This window comes from Amycolatopsis sp. NPDC058986 (genome assembly GCF_042741125.1).
Classification (GTDB): domain Bacteria; phylum Actinomycetota; class Actinomycetes; order Mycobacteriales; family Pseudonocardiaceae; genus Amycolatopsis.
The window spans coordinates 15,890-36,014 of record NZ_JBHYJW010000031.1 but is presented as its reverse complement, the minus strand read 5'-3'; the positions used below and the strand labels follow the sequence as shown (position 1 = coordinate 36,014).

23 protein-coding genes are annotated in these 20,125 nt (G+C 70.5%); 13 read left to right on the top strand and 10 right to left on the bottom strand.

The window, feature by feature from the left end:
- Window positions 1-6: 6 nt before the first annotated feature.
- Together cydB and ACFW0G_RS25760 are read right to left on the bottom strand one after the other, a co-directional pair.
- On the bottom strand, window positions 7-1,002 hold the full coding sequence (gene cydB / locus ACFW0G_RS25765; protein ID WP_378327952.1) for a cytochrome d ubiquinol oxidase subunit II: 996 nt from the start codon (window positions 1,000-1,002) through the stop codon (window positions 7-9).
- Between the two features lie 3 nt (window positions 1,003-1,005).
- Complete coding sequence (locus ACFW0G_RS25760; protein WP_378327951.1) at window positions 1,006-2,181, bottom strand: cytochrome ubiquinol oxidase subunit I; 1,176 nt, start codon at window positions 2,179-2,181, stop codon at window positions 1,006-1,008.
- A 140-nt stretch (window positions 2,182-2,321) separates the two neighbouring features.
- Between ACFW0G_RS25760 and ACFW0G_RS25755 the strand changes: the two genes are divergently transcribed.
- From ACFW0G_RS25755 to ACFW0G_RS25735, 5 genes are all read left to right on the top strand, one after another.
- Window positions 2,322-2,651 carry a helix-turn-helix transcriptional regulator gene (locus tag ACFW0G_RS25755; RefSeq protein ID WP_378327950.1) on the top strand — a complete coding sequence of 110 codons (330 nt, stop codon included), beginning with the start codon at window positions 2,322-2,324 and terminating at the stop codon, window positions 2,649-2,651.
- Between the two features lie 83 nt (window positions 2,652-2,734).
- A complete protein-coding gene (locus tag ACFW0G_RS25750) occupies window positions 2,735-3,424 on the top strand; it encodes a permease prefix domain 1-containing protein (protein ID WP_378327949.1) in 690 nt (229 codons plus the stop codon).
- On the top strand, window positions 3,421-3,756 hold the full coding sequence (locus tag ACFW0G_RS25745) for a DivIVA domain-containing protein (RefSeq protein WP_378327948.1): 336 nt from the start codon (window positions 3,421-3,423) through the stop codon (window positions 3,754-3,756). The genes ACFW0G_RS25750 and ACFW0G_RS25745 overlap by 4 nt, the downstream gene beginning before the upstream one ends.
- Window positions 3,753-4,208 carry an SRPBCC family protein gene (locus ACFW0G_RS25740; protein WP_378327947.1) on the top strand — a complete coding sequence of 152 codons (456 nt, stop codon included), beginning with the start codon at window positions 3,753-3,755 and terminating at the stop codon, window positions 4,206-4,208. The genes ACFW0G_RS25745 and ACFW0G_RS25740 overlap by 4 nt, the downstream gene beginning before the upstream one ends.
- Entirely contained in the window at window positions 4,205-4,768 is a 564-nt protein-coding gene (locus ACFW0G_RS25735) for a DNA-3-methyladenine glycosylase I (protein WP_378327946.1), read from the top strand. Before ACFW0G_RS25740 ends, ACFW0G_RS25735 begins: the two co-directional genes overlap by 4 nt.
- A gap of 62 nt (window positions 4,769-4,830) precedes the next feature.
- Here ACFW0G_RS25735 and ACFW0G_RS25730 read toward each other — a convergent pair whose 3' ends face one another.
- Window positions 4,831-5,625 carry an enoyl-CoA hydratase-related protein gene (locus tag ACFW0G_RS25730; protein ID WP_378327945.1) on the bottom strand — a complete coding sequence of 265 codons (795 nt, stop codon included), beginning with the start codon at window positions 5,623-5,625 and terminating at the stop codon, window positions 4,831-4,833.
- Between the two features lie 191 nt (window positions 5,626-5,816).
- Between ACFW0G_RS25730 and ACFW0G_RS25725 the strand changes: the two genes are divergently transcribed.
- Together ACFW0G_RS25725 and ACFW0G_RS25720 are read left to right on the top strand one after the other, a co-directional pair.
- The gene (locus tag ACFW0G_RS25725) at window positions 5,817-5,984 is read left to right on the top strand and encodes a DUF3117 domain-containing protein (RefSeq protein ID WP_005155393.1); all 168 of its coding nucleotides are present in this window, start codon (window positions 5,817-5,819) and stop codon (window positions 5,982-5,984) included.
- Between the two features lie 88 nt (window positions 5,985-6,072).
- The gene (locus tag ACFW0G_RS25720) at window positions 6,073-7,539 is read left to right on the top strand and encodes a leucyl aminopeptidase family protein (RefSeq protein WP_378327944.1); all 1,467 of its coding nucleotides are present in this window, start codon (window positions 6,073-6,075) and stop codon (window positions 7,537-7,539) included.
- A gap of 121 nt (window positions 7,540-7,660) precedes the next feature.
- On the opposite strand, the gene ACFW0G_RS25715 is transcribed toward ACFW0G_RS25720, so the two are convergent.
- Complete coding sequence (locus tag ACFW0G_RS25715) at window positions 7,661-8,563, bottom strand: LysR family transcriptional regulator (protein WP_378327943.1); 903 nt, start codon at window positions 8,561-8,563, stop codon at window positions 7,661-7,663.
- Between the two features lie 63 nt (window positions 8,564-8,626).
- On the opposite strand from ACFW0G_RS25715, the gene ACFW0G_RS25710 reads away from it, so the two are divergent.
- Complete coding sequence (locus tag ACFW0G_RS25710) at window positions 8,627-9,904, top strand: MFS transporter (RefSeq protein ID WP_378327942.1); 1,278 nt, start codon at window positions 8,627-8,629, stop codon at window positions 9,902-9,904.
- Between the two features lie 74 nt (window positions 9,905-9,978).
- Here ACFW0G_RS25710 and ACFW0G_RS25705 read toward each other — a convergent pair whose 3' ends face one another.
- On the bottom strand, window positions 9,979-10,632 hold the full coding sequence (locus ACFW0G_RS25705; RefSeq protein ID WP_378327941.1) for an O-methyltransferase: 654 nt from the start codon (window positions 10,630-10,632) through the stop codon (window positions 9,979-9,981).
- Window positions 10,633-10,820: 188 nt separating this feature from the next.
- On the opposite strand from ACFW0G_RS25705, the gene sigE reads away from it, so the two are divergent.
- The 4 genes from sigE to tatB all read left to right on the top strand — a co-directional run bounded on the left by sigE (window position 10,821) and on the right by tatB (window position 14,310).
- Window positions 10,821-11,450 (top strand): RNA polymerase sigma factor SigE, encoded by a 630-nt coding sequence (gene sigE / locus ACFW0G_RS25700; protein ID WP_378327940.1) that lies wholly within the window; start codon window positions 10,821-10,823, stop codon window positions 11,448-11,450.
- Window positions 11,447-12,124, top strand: a complete 678-nt coding sequence (locus ACFW0G_RS25695) for an anti-sigma factor family protein (protein ID WP_378327939.1) — start codon at window positions 11,447-11,449, stop codon at window positions 12,122-12,124. The genes sigE and ACFW0G_RS25695 overlap by 4 nt, the downstream gene beginning before the upstream one ends.
- 111 nt (window positions 12,125-12,235) lie before the next feature.
- A complete protein-coding gene (locus ACFW0G_RS25690) occupies window positions 12,236-13,774 on the top strand; it encodes a trypsin-like peptidase domain-containing protein (protein WP_378327938.1) in 1,539 nt (512 codons plus the stop codon).
- 83 nt (window positions 13,775-13,857) lie between these two features.
- Window positions 13,858-14,310 (top strand): Sec-independent protein translocase protein TatB, encoded by a 453-nt coding sequence (gene tatB, locus ACFW0G_RS25685; RefSeq protein WP_378327937.1) that lies wholly within the window; start codon window positions 13,858-13,860, stop codon window positions 14,308-14,310.
- A 235-nt stretch (window positions 14,311-14,545) separates the two neighbouring features.
- Here tatB and ACFW0G_RS25680 read toward each other — a convergent pair whose 3' ends face one another.
- Genes ACFW0G_RS25680 through ACFW0G_RS25665 form a run of 4 tightly spaced genes read right to left on the bottom strand, consistent with a single transcriptional unit; the run spans window position 14,546 to window position 18,450 of the window.
- Window positions 14,546-15,694: an Mrp/NBP35 family ATP-binding protein gene (locus ACFW0G_RS25680; protein ID WP_378327936.1), complete on the bottom strand. Its 1,149-nt coding sequence runs from the start codon at window positions 15,692-15,694 to the stop codon at window positions 14,546-14,548.
- A 10-nt stretch (window positions 15,695-15,704) separates the two neighbouring features.
- Entirely contained in the window at window positions 15,705-16,223 is a 519-nt protein-coding gene (locus ACFW0G_RS25675) for a DUF1003 domain-containing protein (RefSeq protein ID WP_378327935.1), read from the bottom strand.
- A complete protein-coding gene (locus tag ACFW0G_RS25670; RefSeq protein ID WP_378327934.1) occupies window positions 16,216-17,538 on the bottom strand; it encodes a magnesium transporter MgtE N-terminal domain-containing protein in 1,323 nt (440 codons plus the stop codon). Before ACFW0G_RS25670 ends, ACFW0G_RS25675 begins: the two co-directional genes overlap by 8 nt.
- A gap of 18 nt (window positions 17,539-17,556) precedes the next feature.
- Window positions 17,557-18,450, bottom strand: coding sequence for an aminoglycoside phosphotransferase family protein (locus tag ACFW0G_RS25665; RefSeq protein WP_378327933.1), 894 nt, complete (start codon window positions 18,448-18,450; stop codon window positions 17,557-17,559).
- Between the two features lie 91 nt (window positions 18,451-18,541).
- Here ACFW0G_RS25665 and ACFW0G_RS25660 point away from each other — a divergent pair, with 91 nt between their 5' ends.
- Window positions 18,542-19,420 (top strand): slipin family protein, encoded by an 879-nt coding sequence (locus ACFW0G_RS25660; RefSeq protein WP_378327932.1) that lies wholly within the window; start codon window positions 18,542-18,544, stop codon window positions 19,418-19,420.
- On the opposite strand, the gene ACFW0G_RS25655 is transcribed toward ACFW0G_RS25660, so the two are convergent.
- Complete coding sequence (locus ACFW0G_RS25655) at window positions 19,417-20,070, bottom strand: DUF4190 domain-containing protein (protein ID WP_378327931.1); 654 nt, start codon at window positions 20,068-20,070, stop codon at window positions 19,417-19,419. The genes ACFW0G_RS25660 and ACFW0G_RS25655 overlap by 4 nt on opposite strands.
- Between the last annotated feature and the right edge of the window lie 55 nt (window positions 20,071-20,125).

Here is a 20,125-nt window from a genome sequence, read left to right as displayed (position 1 = left end):
CGTCTCCTAGAAGTGCAGCAGCGAACGGTCGTCGACCGGGTCGCGGTGGGCTCGCCAGGTCAGCCACTGCACGACGAGCAGCACGACGACCGCCGCCGGCCCGGCGTAGCTGAGCACCGTGAACGTCTCCGGTGCCGTGGCCGCGGCCTCGACGGAGAGCGCGTATCCCTTGTCCACAGAGGACACCAGCGCGGCCGGGAGCCGGATCGTGCCAACGGCGATCGCGGGCGCCGCGGACAGTGCCATCGCGCCGAGCAACGCCAGGCGATGGCGCTTGAATCGCAGTGCCACGGCCGTGACCGCGAACGCCACGAGCGCGATCAGCGGCGCGATGAACGCGAAGCGCGAGGTGCCGTCGATCGCGAAGGCGCCCCAGGCGATCGCGACGACGAGGAACGCCAGCACGGGCGCGAGGAACGCCGTCGCGAGCCGCCGTGCGCGTCCGGTCAGCTCGGCCGGGCCGCGCACGGTCAGGAACACCGCGCCCTGCAGGCAGAACAGCGCGACGAAACCGAGGCCCCACACCAGCGCGTACGGGTGGAACAGGGCGAGCAGGTCACCGGTCGGCCTGCCCTCGGCGTCCAGCGGCAGCCCACGGACGAGGTTGCCGAGGAACAGGCCCCAGGACACCGCGGTCAGCGCCGCGCCGGCGACGATCCCGAACGTCCACGTCCCGCGCCGCGCGTCCGGGCGCCGCGAGCGGAGCTGGACCGACGCGGTGAACGTGACCAGTCCTAAGAGGAGCGTCACGACGAGGACGTACGCGCCGGAGAACAGCCGCTCCTCCAGATGCGGGAAGGCGCCGAACAGGACGCCGACGGCGGCGATCAGCCACACCTCGTTGGCCAGGAAGAACGGTCCGAGCGCGCCCAGTACCCGGCGTCGTCGCGGCTCGTCGCCGCCGAACGCGGGCAGCAGCATGCCGACGCCGTAGTCGTAGCCGGCCAGCGCGAAGTAGCCGCAGGTCAGCAGGCCGAACAGACACCACCAGAAGGTCACCACGACTCACACTCCACTGAGGACGGCCGGCAGCGAGGCCGCCGGGGTTTCTTCTTCACGCTCCGGACCGCGGCGCGCGACGCGGGACATCAGTACCCAGTCGGCGATCGCGAGCACGGCGAACAGGAGCGTGAAAGCGATGAAGGAGAACAGGATCTGGCCTGCGGGGATCCCGGCGACGGCGTCCGCGGTGCGGAGTTTCCCGTACACCAGCCACGGCTGGCGGCCGATCTCCCGGACCAGCCAGCCGAGGATCGCGGCGACGAACGGAAGCATGATGCCGTGCGTCATCAGGCGCAGCACGATCCGCGACTTCGCGAACCAGTCGCGGTACAGCAGCACGAGGCCGAGGCTCGAGCAGAGGAACGCGATGAACCCGAGATCGATCATGAAGCCGAGCGGCACGTCCACCGCCGCGTTGCCACTGGTCAGCTTGTCCGGCTGGTAGCTCTTCAGCCCGGGGAACTGGCCGAATCCGGCGCCGATGGTGAGCAGGCTGCCAAGGAACGAGGCCACCATGCCGATCCGCATCGACCGGCGGAAGAACTCGATTTCGGTGGTGCGCTTGCGGAAGTGATAGGCGCTGACGCCGACGACGAAGAAGCCGCCGGTCAGCAAAGCCGCCGAGAGCACGTGCGGCAGCGACGCGGTGAGTGCCGGGTTCGTCAGCAGCGCGCCGAAGTCCGCCAAGCGCAGCACGCCGTTCTCCGCCCGGGTGCCGACGGGGTTCTGCAGGAACGAGTTGGCCACCATGATGAACAACGCCGAGGCGTACGCGGTCAGCGTGACCAGCCAGATCAGCGTCAGGTGCAGCCACTTCGGCAGCCGTCCCCAGCCGAAGATCCAGAGCCCGAGGAACGTCGATTCGGCGAAGAACGCGACCAGCGTTTCGATCGCGAGCGGCGCGCCGAAGACGTCTCCCGCGATCCGGGAAAGCCCGGTCCAGGTCAGTCCGAACTGGAATTCCATCACGATCCCGGTGGCGATACCGAGTGCGTAGTTGATCACGTAGAGCTTTCCCCAGAACCGGGTCATGCGCAGCAGCCCGGGTTTGCCGCTGATGCTCGCCCAGGTCTGCATCAGTGCGACCAGGGTCACCAGGCCCAAGGTGAGCAGCACGAACAGGAAGTGGAAGGAGGTCGTCGTCGCGAACTGGAGTCTCGCGATCGGGAGTGCGTCCATGCCGCCGGACTATATACGTAGTGCGGCTACATGTAGCGGGCAAATGCATGATCCAGGGTCGATATGGGGGATTTTCCCTGGTGTCCCGGGGAAGTCCGGCGAATACGCTCTCCGGGTCGGTATGAGTAGACTGCCTAGGTATGAAGGCGGATAGCTTGCGAGGTCACCTCGACGCACTGCTGCTGGCCGTGCTCGACGGCCGGAAGCTGCACGGGTACGCGATCATCGAGGCCCTCCAGCTGCGCAGCGAAGGTGCGCTCGATCTGCCCACCGGCACCGTGTACCCGGCGCTGCGGCGGCTGGAGCGGGCCGGCTATCTGGCCAGCGAGTGGGACGTCGTGTCCGGCCGCAAGCGCCGCACCTACCGCCTCACCCGCTCCGGGCAGCAGGCATTGGCCGCCGAACGTGCCGAATGGCACGAGTTCACGACGGTCATCGGGGGAGTGCTGGGAGGCGGCGCATGGGCGTGACGGAGGCTGGCACGAGCCATAATCGCGAAGCTGCTGGTGGCAGCCGACCGGGTGCGGGTGTCCCGCATGGCACGGAGGCTGGCGTGAGCCACAATGTCCCGCAGGGCATCGAGGGGTACCTCACGGAGCTGGACCGGACGCTGTCCGGGCCCGCTTCGGCGAAGGCGGATCTGCTGGCGGAGGCGCGCGACGGGCTGCACGACGCCGCCGAGGCCTACCGCGACGGTGGCTGGGAGGCCGCCGAGGCCGAGCATCGCGCCGTCGCCGAGTTCGGCCCTGTCCGCGTCGTCGCCCGCGAGTACCAGGCCGAGCTCGGGATGCAGATGGGCATCCGCACGCTGTGGCAGCTCATCATCGGCGTCCCGCTCATGCAGCTGGCCTGGGACATGGCCCGCATTCTGACGTTCGGCGACTGGACGAAGCTGGATACGCCGACGCCGTCCTGGTACGGCTTCGTCGCCCACTTCACGCACGGCGCGGTGTTCGTCGTGCCGGTGCTCGGGCTCGGGCTGCTGGCCGGGATGCGGTGGCATTCCCGGAAGATGGACGGCAGCAGGCTCGTGCGGATGTCGGCGCGATTGATCGTCGTGGCCGTCGAGTTCAACATGCTCTCGGTCGCGTTGCTGATCATCGCGACCGGCATCGTGGACGCCGGCAGGCTGTTCCTGACCGTGCCGTGCGGGTTGCTGATGCTGGCCTGGGTGGCACTGAGCGCGCGTCTTGTCGTGCTCGCGCGACGTTCCTGGGGTGGGTGTGCCACGATCGTGGCGTGACGACCGCGCTGATCTACCTCGTAGTCATGCTGCTGGTGGCTGCCGTGGTGTTCCTGCTCGCCGCCGTCGTGTTCGGACGGGGTGAGGAGCTGGCGCCGCTGCCGCCCGGCAGCTCGCCGACCCGGCTGCCCGCCGAGGACATCACCGGCGCCGACGTCGGGGACGTGCGCTTCCAGCTCGTGCTGCGCGGCTACAAGATGTCCGAAGTGGACTGGGTGATGCGCAGACTCGGCACCGAACTGGACGAGCTGCGGGCGCGGGTGGCACAGCTCGAGGCCGCGCGGGAGGAGTCGGCGCCCGCGGTGTCTTCCCCGCACGAGGGCGCTCAGTGACCGACCTGGTGCTGTCGGTCGACGTCGGCGCGTCCGCGGGCACCACCTGGCTCGCGCTCACCGACTGGGCCCGCCAGGGCGAATGGATGCTGGGCACGAGCGTCAAGGTCGTCGAGGGCAACGGCCGCAGTGTCGGGACGAAGCTGGCGGCGTTCACCGGGATCGCCGGGATCGGCTTCACCGACACCATGGAGATCACCGGCTGGGAGCCGCCGGTACGGTGTTCGGTGCGGCATCTGGGGTCGCTGGTGCAGGGCACCGGCGTGTTCCAGGTGGTCGCGAAGGGCGCGAACCGCTCGGCGTTCGTCTGGGCCGAGCACCTGCGGCTGCCGTTCGGGCTGGTGGGCAGGCTCGGCTGGCCGGTGGTGCGCCCGGCTTTCGCGCTGGGGGTGCAGCAGTCGCTGCGCCGGTTCGCGCGGTTCGCGGAGGATTATTCGGTGGGGGATCGATGAGTTCGCTGGTGGGTACCGACGGCGTCGCGCGGTGTTCGTGGGGGAATTCGGCGCCGGACTACGCCGAGTACCACGACACCGAGTGGGGCGTGCCGTTGCGCGGGCAGGACGCGCTGTACGAGCGGCTGTGCCTCGAATCGTTCCAGTCGGGGCTTTCGTGGATCACGATCCTGCGCAAGCGGGAGGCGTTCCGGAAGGCGTTCAGGCGGTTCAAGCCGTCGGCGGTGGCCCGCTTCACCGATGACGACGTCGAGCGGCTGATGCAGGACGCGTCGATCGTGCGGAACCGGGCCAAGATCCAGGCCGCGATCACGAACGCGCGGGCGATCGCCGCGCTCGATAGGCCGTTGGACGATCTGCTGTGGTCGTTCGCGCCCACGAAGCACCGGCGTCCACGCACGATGGCGGACGTCCCGGCCATCACCGAGGAGTCGAAGGCGATGGCGAAGGAGCTGAAGAAGCGCGGCTTCGCCTTCCTCGGCCCGACGACCTGCTACGCGCTGATGCAGGCCACCGGCATGGTCGACGACCACGTCAAAGGCTGCTTCCGTGCGTGCTGAAGTGCCGTAAGGCCACCTTACGGGCGTCTGACGCCCGTAAGGTGGCCTTAACGGCACTCGCGCTACTTGCCCTGGAAGTTGGGTCGGCGCTTGGCGACGAAGGCCTCGACGGCTTCGGTGTGGTCGGCGGTGGAGCCGAGCGCGGCCTGCGCGGCGTCCTCGGCGGCCAGCGCTTCGTCGAGAGTGGACTCCGCGGCGACGGTGAGCACGTGCTTGATCTTCGCGTAGGCCACGGTCGGCCCACCGGCCAGCTTCGCGGCGACGGCCTGGGCCCGCGCGGCCAGTTCGTCGTCCGGGACGACCTCGCCGACCAGGCCGAGGCTCAGCGCTTCGGCGGCGTCGACGGTGCGCGCGAGGAGCATCAGCTCGGCGGCGCGGCCGTAGCCGATGAGCCGCTGCAGCGTCCACGACGCGCCCGAGTCCGGGCCGAGGCCGACGTTGGCGAAGGCCATCAGGAACGACGACGACGCGGCGGCGATCCGGAGGTCCGCGGCGTAGGCGAACGCGGCGCCCGCACCCGCGGCCGTGCCGTTGACCGCGGCGATGACCGGCTTCGGCATGTCGACGATCGCGCGGACGATCGGGTTGTAGTGGTCCTTCACGGTCCGTAACGGGGCGGGGTCGCCCGCTTGGAGCAGCCCGACGTGCTCCTTCAGGTCCTGCCCGGCACAGAACGCCTTGCCCGAGCCGGTGAGCACGACGGCGCGGACGGCCGGGTCCGCCGCGGCCTCGCGCAGGGCGGCGAGCAGCGTCTCCTTGAGCTCGACGGTCAGCGAGTTGTACGCCTGCGGCCGGTTCAGGGTCAGGGTCCGCACGCCGTCGGCGTCGGCGGTCAGCAGAACCTCGGATGTGGTCACGGAAACTCCTTCGGCGAAAGCGGTCAGGGGGAGTCTTTCAGTCCCGTGGGCGGCATACCAGCACCGATGCTCCCCGCAAAAGATCGGTCCGCGTTCGCGCCCGCCCGCTGATGAGGGACAATGGACAACAGACCCGGCTGGCTTTCACGAGCGCGACCCGGGCGCGCCGGTTGAGACGGAGGGAGCACGCTATGGCGGCCATGAAGCCCCGGACCGGAGATGGTCCCCTCGAAGTGACTAAGGAGGGGCGGGGCCTCGTGATGCGCGTACCGCTCGAGGGTGGTGGGCGCCTCGTCGTCGAACTCTCCGCGGAGGAAGCGAAGGACCTCGGCGCCGCATTGCAGGAGGTCACTGGCTAGTTCGCTCCGAAATCCCGTCCGTCCGACGTACCCCGGTCTCCCTCGGAGGCCGGGGTCGTGGTTCCTCTGCACCCGGAGGTTGCTCACTGTGCGTAACCCGCTACCCCCTGTTCCGACTAAGCTGCCCGAGATCGAGGTCTCGGATGGCCCCCGGCGCGGTGCCCCGACGGTGCTGCTGATCACGGCGCCGGGGGAGGAGGATCAGACGCCGGAGTTCGGCGGCCTGCGGGTCACCGGCAAGGCGGGCGAGGTGCGGGAACTGCCCGGTTCCGGCCCGCGCTGGGTCGCCGGGGTCGGTGACGGTTCGCCGAAGCAGTACCGCAAGGCGGGCGCCGTGCTGGTACGTGCCGTCGACGCCGCGCTGGCCGCGGACGTCGAGAGCGGTGAGAAAGCGTTTCGCGCGGTGCAGGTCGAGCTGCCCGAGGAGGCGTCGGGCGAGCACGTCGAAGCGCTGGCGATGGGCCTGCTGCTCGGGGGCTACCGGTTCTCCGTGACGTCCGATGACCCGAAGCCGTCGGTGCGTTCTTTCCGCATCCTCACCCGACACGAGCGGGCTGTCCCGGCGTACACGGAACTGGTGGAGCGCGTACGCGATCTCGCTGCCGCGTCGGCGCTCGCGCGGGATCTGGCGAACACGCCGTCGAACGTGAAGAACCCGGCTTGGCTGGCCGACACCGCGGCCAAGGTCGCCGGCGCGGAGCAGGGGCTCACGGTCGTGGTCCGCGACGAGAAGTGGCTGGCGGAACAGGGCTTCGGCGGAGTGCTCGCGGTCGGCGGCGGGTCGGCGAGCCCGCCGCGGCTGATCGAGCTGGAGTACCGGCCGCGCGGCGCGTCCGCCCATCTGCTGCTGGTCGGGAAGGGCATCACGTTCGACACCGGCGGGCTGTCGATCAAGCCGGCGGACGGGATGCACCTGATGCGCACCGATATGGCGGGCGGCGGCGCGGTCATCGCCGCGGTGCGGGCGATCGCGGCGCGGCGCCTTCCGGTCCGGGTCACCGCGCTGGTGCCGTCCGCGGAGAACCACGTCTCGGGTTCGTCGTACCGGCCGGGCGACATCGTCCGGCACTACGGCGGGAAGACGACCGAGGTCGGCAACACCGACGCCGAGGGGCGGATGGTGCTGGCCGACGCGCTGGCGTACGGGATCAAGCGCTTCAAACCGGACGCCGTCGTCGACGTCGCGACGCTGACCGGCGCGATGAAGGTGTCGCTCGGCCTGCGGACGGGCGGGCTGTTCTCGTCGTCCGACGAGCTGGCTTCGCGGGTCGTTTCGGCCGGTGAGCGGGTCGGCGAGGCGTGGTGGCGAATGCCGCTGACCGAGGACTACGCCGAGCTGATCCGCGGCGAGCTGGGCGACGTGCGCCAGGCGCCGGGCGGCCCGGGCGGGATCACCGCGGCGCTATTCCTGCGCGAGTTCACCGCCGGCCTGCCGTGGGCGCACCTGGACATCGCGGGCCCCGCGCGAGCGGACAAGACCTACGACGACGTCGTCCCCGGCGCCACCGGCTTCGCCGCCCGCACCCTGGTCGAACTCGCCGCCTCCTACACGTGAGCCAAAGTCCGTGAAGGCCTCTTACCGGCGTTGAGCGCCGGTAAGGAGGCCTTCACGGCCCGGCGCTGGGAGGCGGCGGGAGCAAGGGACCTTTGCTATCGTTTGGCGACGAAACCGCAGGTCAGAACAGGGGTGCGGCGGTCAGGACGTGATCGCGGAAGCCGGCGACGGCGGGTGGCAGCTGCTCGTGCGCCCGCCACGCGAGCCCGACGGTCCGGCGCACCGGCGGGACCAGCGGCACCTCCGCGACCCCGGCGGGCGTGCCCGGTTCGAACCGGGGCAGCAGCGCGACGCCGAGCCCGGCCGCGACGAGCCCGCGCACGGTGTCGGACTCCTGCCCCTCGAACGCGATCCGCGGGGTGAACCCGGCGGCCGCGCTCAGCTCGTCGGTCATGCGGCGCAGGCCGTAGCCGTGTTCGAGGAGCACGAACTGTTCGTCGGCCAGTTCCGCCATGCGCACGCTCGACCGCCGCGCGAGCCGGTGCGTGGCGGGGACGGTCAGCAGGATCTCCTGTTCGGCGAGCAGCACCGAGGCCAGCGTGGGGTCGTCCGGCAGCGGGGCGATCAGCGCGAGGTCGAGTTCGCCGTCGATGAGCCGGTCGAGCATGTCCTGCCGCGAGCCCTGGACCAGGGTGAACCGGACGCGCGGATGCCGGGCCCGGTGGTCGCGCAGCATCGTGGGCACGATCGACCGGCCCATCAGGTGCAGGAACCCGAGGACGACGTGCCCGGTCTCGGGGTCGATCTCCTCGCGTGCCCGCCGCGCTCCCGCTTCGACGTCGGCCAGTGCGCGTTCGGCGGCCTCGGCCAGCAGCTCGGCGGCCCGGGTGAGGCGGATCCCGCGTCCGTCGTGGACGGTCAGCGGCGTGCCCAGCGACTCGCCGAGCGCGGCGACGCGCCTGCTGACCGTCGGCTGCGGGACGCCGAGCAGCTCCGCCGCGCGTGTGATGTTCCTCGTCTTCCGGAGCGTGGTGAGCAGGAGCAGCTGCGGCGCGAGCTGGGCAGTCAGGCTTTCATACTCCATCGCATGGATTATGGGCCATGGACGTATTGGACGTATTGATTAGCCGGGCTTACTTTCCGGGGTGTGACCACCGCAGCGCGCTCCGCAGTGTCTTCCGCCAAGACGTCCCGGCGGGTCAAGATCGCCGTCGCCGCGGCGGGGATCTCCTCGTTCGCCCTGCTCTACGCGCCGCAGCCGGTGCTGCCGCAGCTCGCCGTGGAGTACCACCTCGATCCGGGAAGCGCGTCGCTCGCGGTCAGTGTCGCGACGGGCGCGCTCGCGATCGCGGTGCTGCCGATCGCGGTGCTGTCCGAGGTGATCGGCCGCCGCCCGATGATCCTCGGCTCGGTGATCCTTTCCGTGGTCTTCGGTCTGCTGGTACCGCTCGCGCCGTCGTACCCGGCGATGCTGGTCGTACGTGCCCTGCAGGGTGTGGCGATCGCGGGCTTCCCCGGTGTCGCTGCCGCTTACCTGGCCGAACGGCTCGGCAAGGCGGGCGTCGCCGCCGCTGTCGGCGCGATGATCGCGGGGAACACCATCGGCGGCATGCTCGGCAGGCTGGCCAGCGGTTTCACGGCCGACGCGCTGGGCTGGCGCGGCGCGATGTATGTCGTCGCCGGGGTCAGCCTGCTGTGCTCGGCCGTCACGGTGGTCACCCTGCCCCGGACGTCACACCGGGTGTCAGGGGAGCAAGGGACCTTTGCTATCGCTTCGCGGGGCCTCGGGAACCAGCTGCGGCAGGTCGCTTCGGGGCTCGCGACGGCGGTGCGGCGTCCGGTCCTGCTCGCGCAGTACGCGGTCGCGTTGCTCGCGATGGGCGCGTTCGTGGCGCTGTACAACGCGGCCGGCTTCCGTCTCACCGGCGAGCCGCTGGACCTTTCGCCCGCGATCGCGTCGCTGGTGTTCCTGGCCTACGCGCTGGGCTCGGTGTCCTCGGCTGCCGCCGGGCGTCTGATCGCCCGCGTCGGCCGGACTCGCGCGCTGATCGGTTCGTTGCTGCTGACGCTCGTCGGGGCCGCCCTCACCCTGCCGGACTGGCTACCGCTGGTCGTGCTGGGCTTCGTCGTCCTGACGGCCGCCTTCTTCTCCGCGCACGCCGTCGCGAACGGCTGGGCCGCGGCCGAGGCGCCCGACGGCTCGCGCGGGCAGGTGTCCGGGCTGTACACGCTGTCGTACTACCTGGGCAGCAGCGTCGGCGGCGCTGTCGGCGGGTACGTCTACGGGCATGCCGGCTGGTCGTGGCTGATCGGCGCGGTCGCCGTCTGGCTGCTGCTGGCGGTGCTCGCGGTCGCCACCGGAGCCACCCGGACCTCGCGCGCGACGGCCGGACAGGAGCAAGGGACCTTCGCTCACGTTCGTTAGTGCACTAATGGTTGGCAGGCCAAGGGACGATAGCAAAGGTCCCTTGCTCCCTTTTCGCAGGTCAGACGCACCGCTCAGCTGGCGGCGGCCACCAAGAGCCCCCCGCCGACCGGGAGCAACGCGGGCACCAGCCGCTCGTCCTCCCGGATCGCCCGCGCGACCTCCCGCAGGCCCATCGTCTCGGGATCCCGCCGCGCCGGGTCGAACATGCGCCCGTCCGCCAGCACGTTGTGGAACGCGATGATCCCGCCCCGCCGGAGCAGCGCGACGCCCTTTTCGTAGTAGCCCGGGTACTCCATTCTCGCGGCGTCGACGAACACCAGGTCGTAGCCGCCGGGGGTCAGCCGGGACAGGACGTCGAGCGCGCGGCCGATGATCAGCCGGGAGCGGCCCGGCGGCAGCCCGGCCTCGGTGAACGTCCGCCGGGCGGCGCGCTGGTACTCGGGTTCGATGTCGATCGAGGTGAGGACGCCGTCCGCGGCCATCCCGCGGAGCAGGCAGAGGCCGCTCACGCCGGTACCGGTGCCCACCTCCACCACGGCCCTCGCGCACAGGGTCGCGGCCAGGAAACCCAAGGTCGCGCCCGCCGCCGGGCTCAGCGGCTCGCAACCGAGCTCGTCCGCGCGCGCCCGCGCGGCGGCCAGTACCTCGTCATCGGGCAGGTACCCATCGACGTACTCGGTCTCGGCGGGACCGGTCGCCGAGGCCGCATGCGTCCCGGAGTTCACGCAGGGAGGTTAGCGTTGCTTGTCGATAAATCAGCGCAGACTCCCTGGTAAGCCCGCTGGCGACTTCTCAGATAGTTCTCAGTCTCGTCTCACTAGAACCATAAGGAGACACGACAGACTCAGTCTCGTAGATACGGGAACACCGTGCCGATGGCCCGCGTTGGGTGGAGTAGTTGGGAGACACGCTGATGGAGGTGCCTGCTCCGCCGATGCAGAACGCCGTTTCGGACATGCCGGAGGTCAAGCCGGTGACAGTCGGTTCGCCGGACCAGGGGGAGGCGGCATGGACGCCCCCGTCCTGGGACGAGGTCGTGCGCGAACACGCCGACCGCGTCTACCGGCTCGCGTACCGGCTCACCGGGAACACGCACGACGCCGAGGACCTCACGCAGGAGACCTTCATCCGGGTCTTCCGGTCGCTGGCCTCCTACAAGCCGGGGACGTTCGAGGGCTGGCTGCACCGCATCACCACGAACCTCTTCCTCGACATGGCGCGCCGCCGCTCGCGAGTGCGCATGGAGGGGCTGCCGGAGGACACCGACCGGATCGTCGGCGACGACCCGAGCCCGGAGCAGGTGTACTCGAACACGCACCTCGACCCGGACCTGCAGGCCGCGCTCGACGAGCTGCCGCCGGAGTTCCGTGCCGCGGTCGTGCTGTGTGACGTCGAAGGCCTGTCGTACGAGGAGATCGGCGCGACGCTCGGTGTCAAGCTGGGCACCGTGCGCAGCCGGATCCACCGCGGCCGCCAGGCGCTGCGCGCGTCGCTGGAGCGTCGTCGCGCGGTGGCCCAGGAATCTGCGAAGGTGTCGGTATGACCGCACCGCGCTGGGGCCTGCCCGAGTCGCATCTCCTGCCCGACGCCGTAGTCGCGTTCGTCGACGGTGAACTGTCGCTCGGGGCGATGGACAGGGCGGCCGCCCATATCGCGCGGTGCGCGAGCTGCGCGGCGGACGTCACGGCGCAGCGGCAGGTGGTCGCCGCGGTCAAACGCGCCGGGGAACCCTCGATGTCGGCCGGATTCCTGGCCAGCCTCCGAGCCATCCCGGAGCAGACCGAGCTGCCCAGCGCCCCGGACAACCTGGCGGTCACGGCCGACGGCCAGCTCGTCGCGATCCAGCGTCCGGACAGGGTCGCCGGGCTACGGGAGACCGGTGTGCTCGGCGGGACGGCGCCGATCGGTTCGGCGGCACCGCTGGGCCAGTCCCCGAACGTCCTGGGTGGCGGCCGCATGGGCGGCGCGCGGAAGCGGGCGGCACAGGGGGCCGGTGTGGTCGTCTCCGGTCTGGTGCTGAGCGCGCTCGCGCTGGTCGGGACCTCCGGGGACAGCGGGAGCGACGCGGGCACGGATCCGGCGAGCAAGGCGCCGCAGAACGCGAACCTGCTGCCCGCGCGGATGGCGGTGGCCCCGTCGTCGCAGTTGCCGACCCCGGCGCCGACCTCGGTGACCCCGGTCGCACCGGCTGCGCACGCGCCCGCCGCGGCACGCTGACGGCGTTGACGATGAGGCGCTGACAGGCATTTCACTGCCGTTTCGGCAGACTCGGTGCCCGAGGCTTGGGTATCGTCACGCCCAGCCACCGATCTTGAGCCCCGGGGAATGATGACCGAGCAGCAGCCGAACACGCACCCGCCCCAGTCCGGTACGGCTGGCGAGGATCGGCTGGCCCCGCGCCCGCTGGACCGCCCGGCGGTCGATCCGGCGCAGGCGGCCACGTTCGGGCGGCCGCACGGCGTCGACGGCGCCTTCGACAAGCTGTACACGCCCGGCACCACGAACGGCAGGACCACGCCGCCGCTGGATCTCGCCCCGCCCACGCCGGAATCCCTCGCCGAGGCATTCCGGCGTCCGCCGGGTGCCGAAGGCGTGGTCCTGGAACGGCCTCGTGAGGCCCCGGCGGGCTCCGACGGTGGCACCGAACCTCCACTGTGGACGGAAACGTCCGATCCGTGGCGTGATCCCGCCGCGGGCGCGGTGCTGGCCGGTCCGGCGGAGCAGGCCGAGGCGGAGGACAAGCCGGGGCGTCGTCCCGCGGGTGCGTTGCTGAGCCTGCCCGAGGTGTTGTTCGGCAGGCGTGTCCAGCCGAAGGCACTGGCGCTGCTGGGTGTGGTGGCGCTGCTCGTCGGCGCGGTCGGCGGGCTGATCGGCTGGTGGATCGCCGACACCGGGAGCGAGCTCACCGGTACGGCGACGATTTCCGAGGCCGAGGCGGCGAAGGAGCGGCCGGCGGGCTCGGTCGCGAACATCGCCAAGCGGGTATCCCCGGCCGTGGTCTCGCTGGAGGTGTTCAAACCCGGCGGCAATTCCGGCGAAGAGGGCTCCGGCGTCGTGATCGACCCGCAGGGCTACGTGCTCACCAACGAACACGTGATCTCCTCCGCGGTCGCGGACCAGGCCGTGAAGATCACCGCGGTGTTCGTCGACGGCACCCGCACCGAGGCCAAGGTCGTCGGCGCGGACCAGAAGACCGACCTCGCGGTGGTGAAGGTCAGTGTGACCAATCCGACCGTGCTGCAGATCGGCAAGTCCGCCGACCTGCAGGTGGGCGACTCGGTGATCGCCGTCGGCTCCCCGCTGGCGCTGCAGAACTCGGTGACCGCCGGGATCGTGAGCGCGCTGAACCGCCCCATCACCGCGGGCGGCGACAATGGCGCGCCGCCGGTCACCTACGAAGCGATCCAGACCGACGCCGCCATCAACCACGGCAACTCCGGCGGCGCGCTCGTCGACTCGACCGGTGCGCTGGTCGGGATCAACTCGTCGATCCGGTCGTCGGGCCAGGACGGCGGCAGCATCGGCATCGGCTTCGCGATCCCGAGCGACTACGCGATCAAGATCGCCAAGGCGCTCATCAAGGACGGCAAGGTCGCGCACGCCGACATCGGGATCAACGCGTCCTCGACGGTGGCCGGGTCCAAGACGATGGGTGCCCAGGTCAAGAACGTGGCGCCGGGCGGGCCCGCGGCGAACGCGGGCATCAAGGAAGGCGACGTTGTCACCAAGATCGGCGGCAAGCTGGTCCGCGACTCCGCCGAACTGATCGTCGCGGTCCGCGCGCACAACGTTGGCGAGGTCGTGCCCGTGCAGGTAGTGCGTGACGGGGCGTCACTGGTCGTCGACGTGACGCTGGTTTCGGACTGACAGAGGACTCGTCCGCGGGCTGCCGGAGCGGGGTTCCGCGCAGGTACGCTGGGCGGGTAGTCACCGACGCCGGAGGTTCACGGGTGTTCGAAAGTGTCGGCTGGGGCGAGATCCTCGTGATCATCATCGCCGGCCTCTTCATCCTCGGCCCCGAACGGTTGCCGGGAGCCGCCTCCTGGCTGGCCAAGAGCGTCCGCAAGGTCCGTGAGTTCGCCAGTGGCGCGCGGGAACAGCTCCGGGAGGAGATGGGCCCCGAGTTCGAGCAGCTGCGCAAACCCCTGGAAGATCTGCGCGGCCTGCGCAACTTCGACCCGAAGCGCGTGGTCACCCAGCACCTGTTCGACGGCGACAGCGACCCGCTCGGCATCACCGGCTTCAAGAACGACATCAACGGGACGAATGGCGTGAACGGGACCAACGGTGTGAACGGCACCAACGGCTCCGCGAAGCCGAACGGCTTTCCCGCCGCGAGCACTCCGCAGGCCGAGCCCCTCAAACCCGGCGAACGTCCCCCAGTCGACCCCGACGCCACCTGATTCCGCCTCAGTTCTTGCGAAGGCCACTTTCAGGGACCTGAGATCCCTGAAGGCGGCCTTCAGTGCGTCCTGACCCGCCCGAGGGGAGCAGGGGACCTTTACTCACGCTTGTGTGCTGAGCACAACTAACGATAGTAAAGGTCCCCTGCTCCGCCCCGGCGATAGCAAAGGTCCCCCGCTCCCGTTCCCGGGGCGGCTCATGCACCGCGGTCGCACCGTGCACGTCGGAGAGAGCTCAGCGGCGCCCGGTGGGGGTGACGTTGAGCATCATCCCGGCCAGCCCACGCGCCCGGACGGTCAGCTTCGACGCCGCCTCGCGCAGCACGGCCGACGCCGGGGCATCGGGCGCGGCGAGCACCAGGGGAGTCCCGGCGTCGCCCTGTTCGCGCAGCCGTGGGTCGAGCGGGACCTGGCCGAGCAGCGGCACCTCGGAGCCGACCGACTTCGACAGCGAGTCCGCCACCGTCTGCCCGCCGCCCGAGCCGAACACCTCCATGCGTTCCCCGGACGGCGTTTCCAGCCACGACATGTTCTCGATGACCCCGGCCACCCGCTGACGCGTCTGCAGCGCGATCGCCCCGGCGCGCTCGGCGACCTCGGCGGCGGCCTGCTGCGGGGTGGTGACCACCAGGATCTCCGCGTTCGGGATCAGCTGCGCCACCGAGATCGCGATGTCGCCGGTGCCCGGCGGCAGGTCCAGCAGCAGGATGTCGAGGTCGCCCCAGAACACGTCCGCGAGGAACTGCTGCAGCGCGCGGTGCAGCATCGGGCCGCGCCACACGACCGGCGTGTTGCCCGGGGTGAACATGCCGATCGAGATGACCTTCACGCCGTGGGCCTGCGGCGGCATGATCATCGTGTCGACCTTGGTCGGCTTCTCCCGCGCGCCCAGCATGCGCGGGATCGAGTGGCCGTAGATGTCCGCGTCGACCACGCCGACGGACAGCCCGCGCTCGGCCATCGCGGCGGCCAGGTTCACCGTCACCGACGACTTGCCGACGCCGCCCTTGCCGGACGCGACGCAGTACACCCTGGTCAGCGAGCCCGGCTGGGCGAACGGGATGACCGGCTCGGCGGCGTCGCCGCGCAGCGATTTCCGCAGCTCGGCGCGTTGCTCGTCGCTCATCACGTCGAGTTCGACGCGGACGTCACGCACTCCGGGGAGCTTCGCCACCGCTTCGGTGGTGTCCTTGGTCAGCGTCGCCTTCAGCGGACAGCCCGCGACGGTCAGGTAGATGCCGACCTTGACGACCCCGTCGTCACCCACCTCGACGTCCTTGACCATGCCGAGGTCGGTGATGGGTTTCTTGATCTCCGGGTCGTACACGTCCTTCAGCGCGTTGCGGACGTCGTCGACGCTGGGGAGCTGCTGTGTACTGGTCACCCAGCCCATGTTACGTACCGGTAGGGCTGCTCTGTTTGTCCCGGTTGGATTTCGGCTTGCGCGGCTTGTCGAGGTCCTCACGCAGCCGGTCCAGTTCGCTACGCAGGTAGTCGCGCGTGGCGACCTCGCCGACGGCCAGCCGCAGCGCGGCCAGCTCCCGCGCGAGGTACTCGGTGTCGGCCTTCGTCTGAGCGGCCCGGTTTCGGTCCTCCTCCAGCGAGACGCGGTCGCGGTCGTCCTGGCGGTTCTGCGCCAGCAGGATCAGCGGCGCCGCGTAGGCGGCCTGCGTCGAGAACGCCAGGTTCAGCAGGATGAACGGATACGGATCCCACTGCAGCGAGACGGCCGCCAGGTTCAGCGTGATCCAGACGATGACGATCAGCGTCTGCCAGAAAAGGTACTTCCCGGTCCCGAGAAACCGCGCGATCTTCTCGGTGAAGCGCCCGAACGAGTCCGGGTCGATGTTCAGCCGGAACCGCGTCTGGCTGCGCGGCTGGTCCAGCCGCCGCCTGCCGGTCAGTTCAGGCACGGTCCGCCTCCTCGTGCTCATGGTCGTCGTCCTCCGCGGCACTGTCGCCGGTGACATCGTGCAGGCCGGTTTCGCGCCAGTCCTCGGGCAGCAGATGGTCGAGGACGTCGTCGACGGTGACGGCGCCGAGCAGGTGGTCCTCGGCGTCCACGACCGGCGCGCACGCCAGGTTGTACGCCGCGAAGTAGCGGGTCACCTCGGCCAGCGGGGCGGTCGGGCGCAGCGCCGTCAGCCCGGTGTCGACGGCGCTCGCGACCAGTTCGGCCGGGGGCTCGCGCAGCAATCGCTGGAAGTGCACGACACCGACGAAGCGCCCAGTCGGAGTGGCCGAGGGCGGGCGGCAGACGAACACCATCGTCGCGAGCGCCGAGGGCAGTTCGGCGTTGCGGATGTGCGCGAGCGCTTCGGCGATCGTGGAATCCGGGGCCAGCACCACCGGCTCGGGCGTCATCAGCCCGCCCGCGGTGTCGGACGAGTACGCCAGCAGCCGTTTCACCGGCGCGGACTCTTCCGGCTCCATCAGTTCCAGCAGCCTGTTCTGCTCGGCGGGGGCGAGCTCGGCCAGCAGGTCGGCCGCGTCGTCCGGGCTCATCGCCTCGAGGATGTCGGCCGCGCGTTCCTCGGCCAGGTACGACAGCAGCTCCTTCTGGTCGTCCTCCGGCAGTTCCTCGATCACGTCGGCGAGCTTCTCGTCGTCCATCGCGTCGGCGACTTCGTGACGGCGTTTCAGCGGCAGGTCCCGCACGGTGGCGGCGACGTCGACCGCGCGCATGGTGTCGAACAGCATGAGCAGCTGCCCCGCGCCCTGTGGCTGGCCGGACAGGTCGGTCAGCCCGAGCCCGGCCACCTCCGACCACGGCAGCACCTGCATCGCCGACCGCCGCCTGCCGAGGCCGAGCCTGCTGGAGCGCTCCCGGATCGCCAGCTTCGCCAGCACCCAGTCGCGGGTGCGGGTGGGCTCCATCGCCGCGTCGACGACGGTGATCCTGGTCTGCGACCCCGGCAGCGTCGCGTGCGCGTCGAGCAGCTGGCCGAGCACCAGGACCTCGTTGGGGCGCTGGTGGAAATGCCGCATGTTGACCGATCCGGTGGCCAGCGTCACCGCGGTCGGCTCGATCGCGGTCACCCGCAGCATCGGCACGAAGACCCGGCGGCGGGTCGCGAGCTCCACGACCAGGCCGAGGATGCGCGGCGGCTGCTGGTCCAGGCGCAGGCCGGCGACCAGGTCACGGACCTTGCCGATCGACTCGCCGTCGGGCCCGAAAACCGGCAGACCAGCCAACTGAGCCGCGAAAACCCTGTTCACTGGGGCCATGGGGCAAAGGCTAGCGGGTCATCCGGCGGTTCGCGCGAGAGCCCATCGCGTGATCATCGGCGCGGGCGCGGTGGGGGAATCGTCGTCTTCGTCCTCGATCAGCCAAAGCCAGTTCTGGACGCCGCGTACGAGCGTCCACGCCCGCGCGCGCTCGGCGTCGAGGTCGGCGGCCGCGACGATCGCCGCCAGCCGATCGTCCAGAGTGGACTCCTTGAACCGGTTCCACAGCAAGGGAATCACGCCGTACTCCAGATCGCCCGCGAGCGGCTTCGGGTCGATGACCAGCCATGGCTCCCGCTGTCCGGCCAGCACGTTCTCGAAGTGCAGGTCCTCGTTCACCAGCAAGTTCGCCGAAGAAGGCCCGAGCGAACGACAGACCTCGACGGCGGCGTCGACGAACTCGCGCGGGAACGGTCTCCCCAGCTCTTCCCACTCCTCCGGCAGATCCTCCGCCAGCCGCCCCGCTTCGTCGCGCAGGTTCCGGGTCAGCCGGGGCGGCGCCGGAACGGCCAGCCGCCGGGCCAGCCCGCCGATGATCCCGACGGCTTCGTCCAGTGGCTCGCCGTCGAGCGTCCGGGTGGCGTCCAGCCGTTCGAGAAGCAGCGCGCCGTCGTCGGATGCGTTGTCCAGCAACAGAACCGCGCCTCGACCGGCCCATGTGGACAGTGCGAGCGGCTCGTCGGCGGTGTCCTCGTCCTGGAAGCCCAGCTTCAGCACCACCGGTGTCCCGTCGGGCAGCCGGGCGGGCTGGACGACGCCGACGTAGCCGTGCATCGCGGCGCCCTCGAACGTCAGGTCCCACTTCCGGGCGTACCGCGCGGCCAGCTCGGGCACCGTGGCCAGCCAGGCGACACCCTCGTCCCCGAGGACGGACGGCACCTGAGCGGCGAATTCCGGCGGGATCTCGATCACGCGTCCAGCCTGCCAGCCGGGGGCAAGAGCATTTCCCCCATCGGCGCCCGGGCGTACTCTCGGGGAGGGGGAGCGACCCAACGGAGCTGCCATGTTGATGGGAATCCTCAGCGCGGTCGTGCTCGCCGGTGGTGCCTGGCTCGCGGCGAGCGTGCGCGTGGTCAAACAGTACGAACGCGGCCTGATCTACCGCTTCGGCCGCGTCCGGGCGAGCGTCCGTGAGCCGGGACTCACGCTGCTCGTGCCGTTCGTGGATCACCTGCAGAAGGTCAACATGCAGATCGTGACCATGCCGGTGCCGGGGCAGGACGGCATCACCCGCGACAACGTCACCGTCCGGGTCGACGCTGTCGTGTACTTCAAGGTCATCGATCCGGTGGTCGCGGCCGTAAACGTACAGGACTACCGCTCCGCGGTCGGCCAGGTCGCGCAGACCTCGCTGCGCTCGATCATCGGCAAGAGCGACCTCGACGATCTGCTGTCCAACCGGGAACGTCTCAACCAGGGCCTCGAGCTGATGATCGACAGCCCCGCGCTGGGCTGGGGCATCCACATCGACCGGGTCGAGATCAAGGACGTGGCGTTGCCGGAGGCGATGAAGCGCTCGATGTCGCGGCAAGCCGAGGCGGAGCGGGAACGGCGCGCACGCGTCATCTCCGCCGACGGTGAACTGCAGGCCTCGCACAAGCTGGCGCAGGCCGCGGCGACGATGGCCGACACGCCCTCGGCGTTGCAGCTGCGGCTGCTGGAGACCGTGGTGCAGGTGTCCTCGGAGAAGAACTCGACGCTGGTGCTGCCCTTCCCGGTGGAACTGCTGCGTTTCCTCGACGCGCAGACCCTGAAGGCGACCGAGCCCGCGAAGGAGGCGCCCGCACCGGAACCGCCCGCGGCGGAAGCGAACGGCCACGGTGCCCCGGCGCCGAGACTGCCCCAGGAATCCGACGTCGTGACCCCGCGGCCCGCGGACTAGTTGTCGAGCTTTCCGTTGACGCCCAGGATGATGATCGTGGTGAGGAAGCCGATGTAGAGCGCCACGATGACGTAGCCGACGACGACCGCGGCCAGCGCGATGCTGCGCCCGCCCGCTTCGCCGCGGTTGGCCTTGGCCAGCGCGATGTGTCCCATGATCAGCCCGGGCAGCGCGGTGACGCACGAGCAGAACCCGAGGATCGAGCACACCAGCGCGCCGATCGCGAGGCCGTTGTCCTGCGATTGCGCCGAACCCATCGGCGGGACGCCGAACGGCGCGGGCGGGCCGTAGGCGGGTTGGCCGTACGGCGTTCCGTATGGCGGGGGAGGCGGCGGGTAGGCCGCGCCCGGATACGGCGTCGCCTGTGGCGGCGTGGTGTCCGCGGCGGGTGGGGCGAACGGGTCCGCCGGGGGAGCGTCCGCGGCGGGCGGCGGGCTCGCCGGTGGCTCGGCGCCCGGGATGTTCGCGACCGGGATGTCGAGCGGGACGACCGGTTCGAACGGTGCGGGGTCGGCCGTCGCGGGTGGCTCGTAGGAGCTGGGCTCGGCGGTGGACGGCGCTTCGTACGGCGCGGGATCAGCGGTCGCCGGCGGCTCGTAGGACGGCTTCGCCTGTTCGGGCCGGTCCTGCGGGTCGGGTGTGGTGCTCATGGGCTGTCCCCTTGGTGTTGATTCGCCGGGCCCTAACGGTAACGCCCGTGCCGGT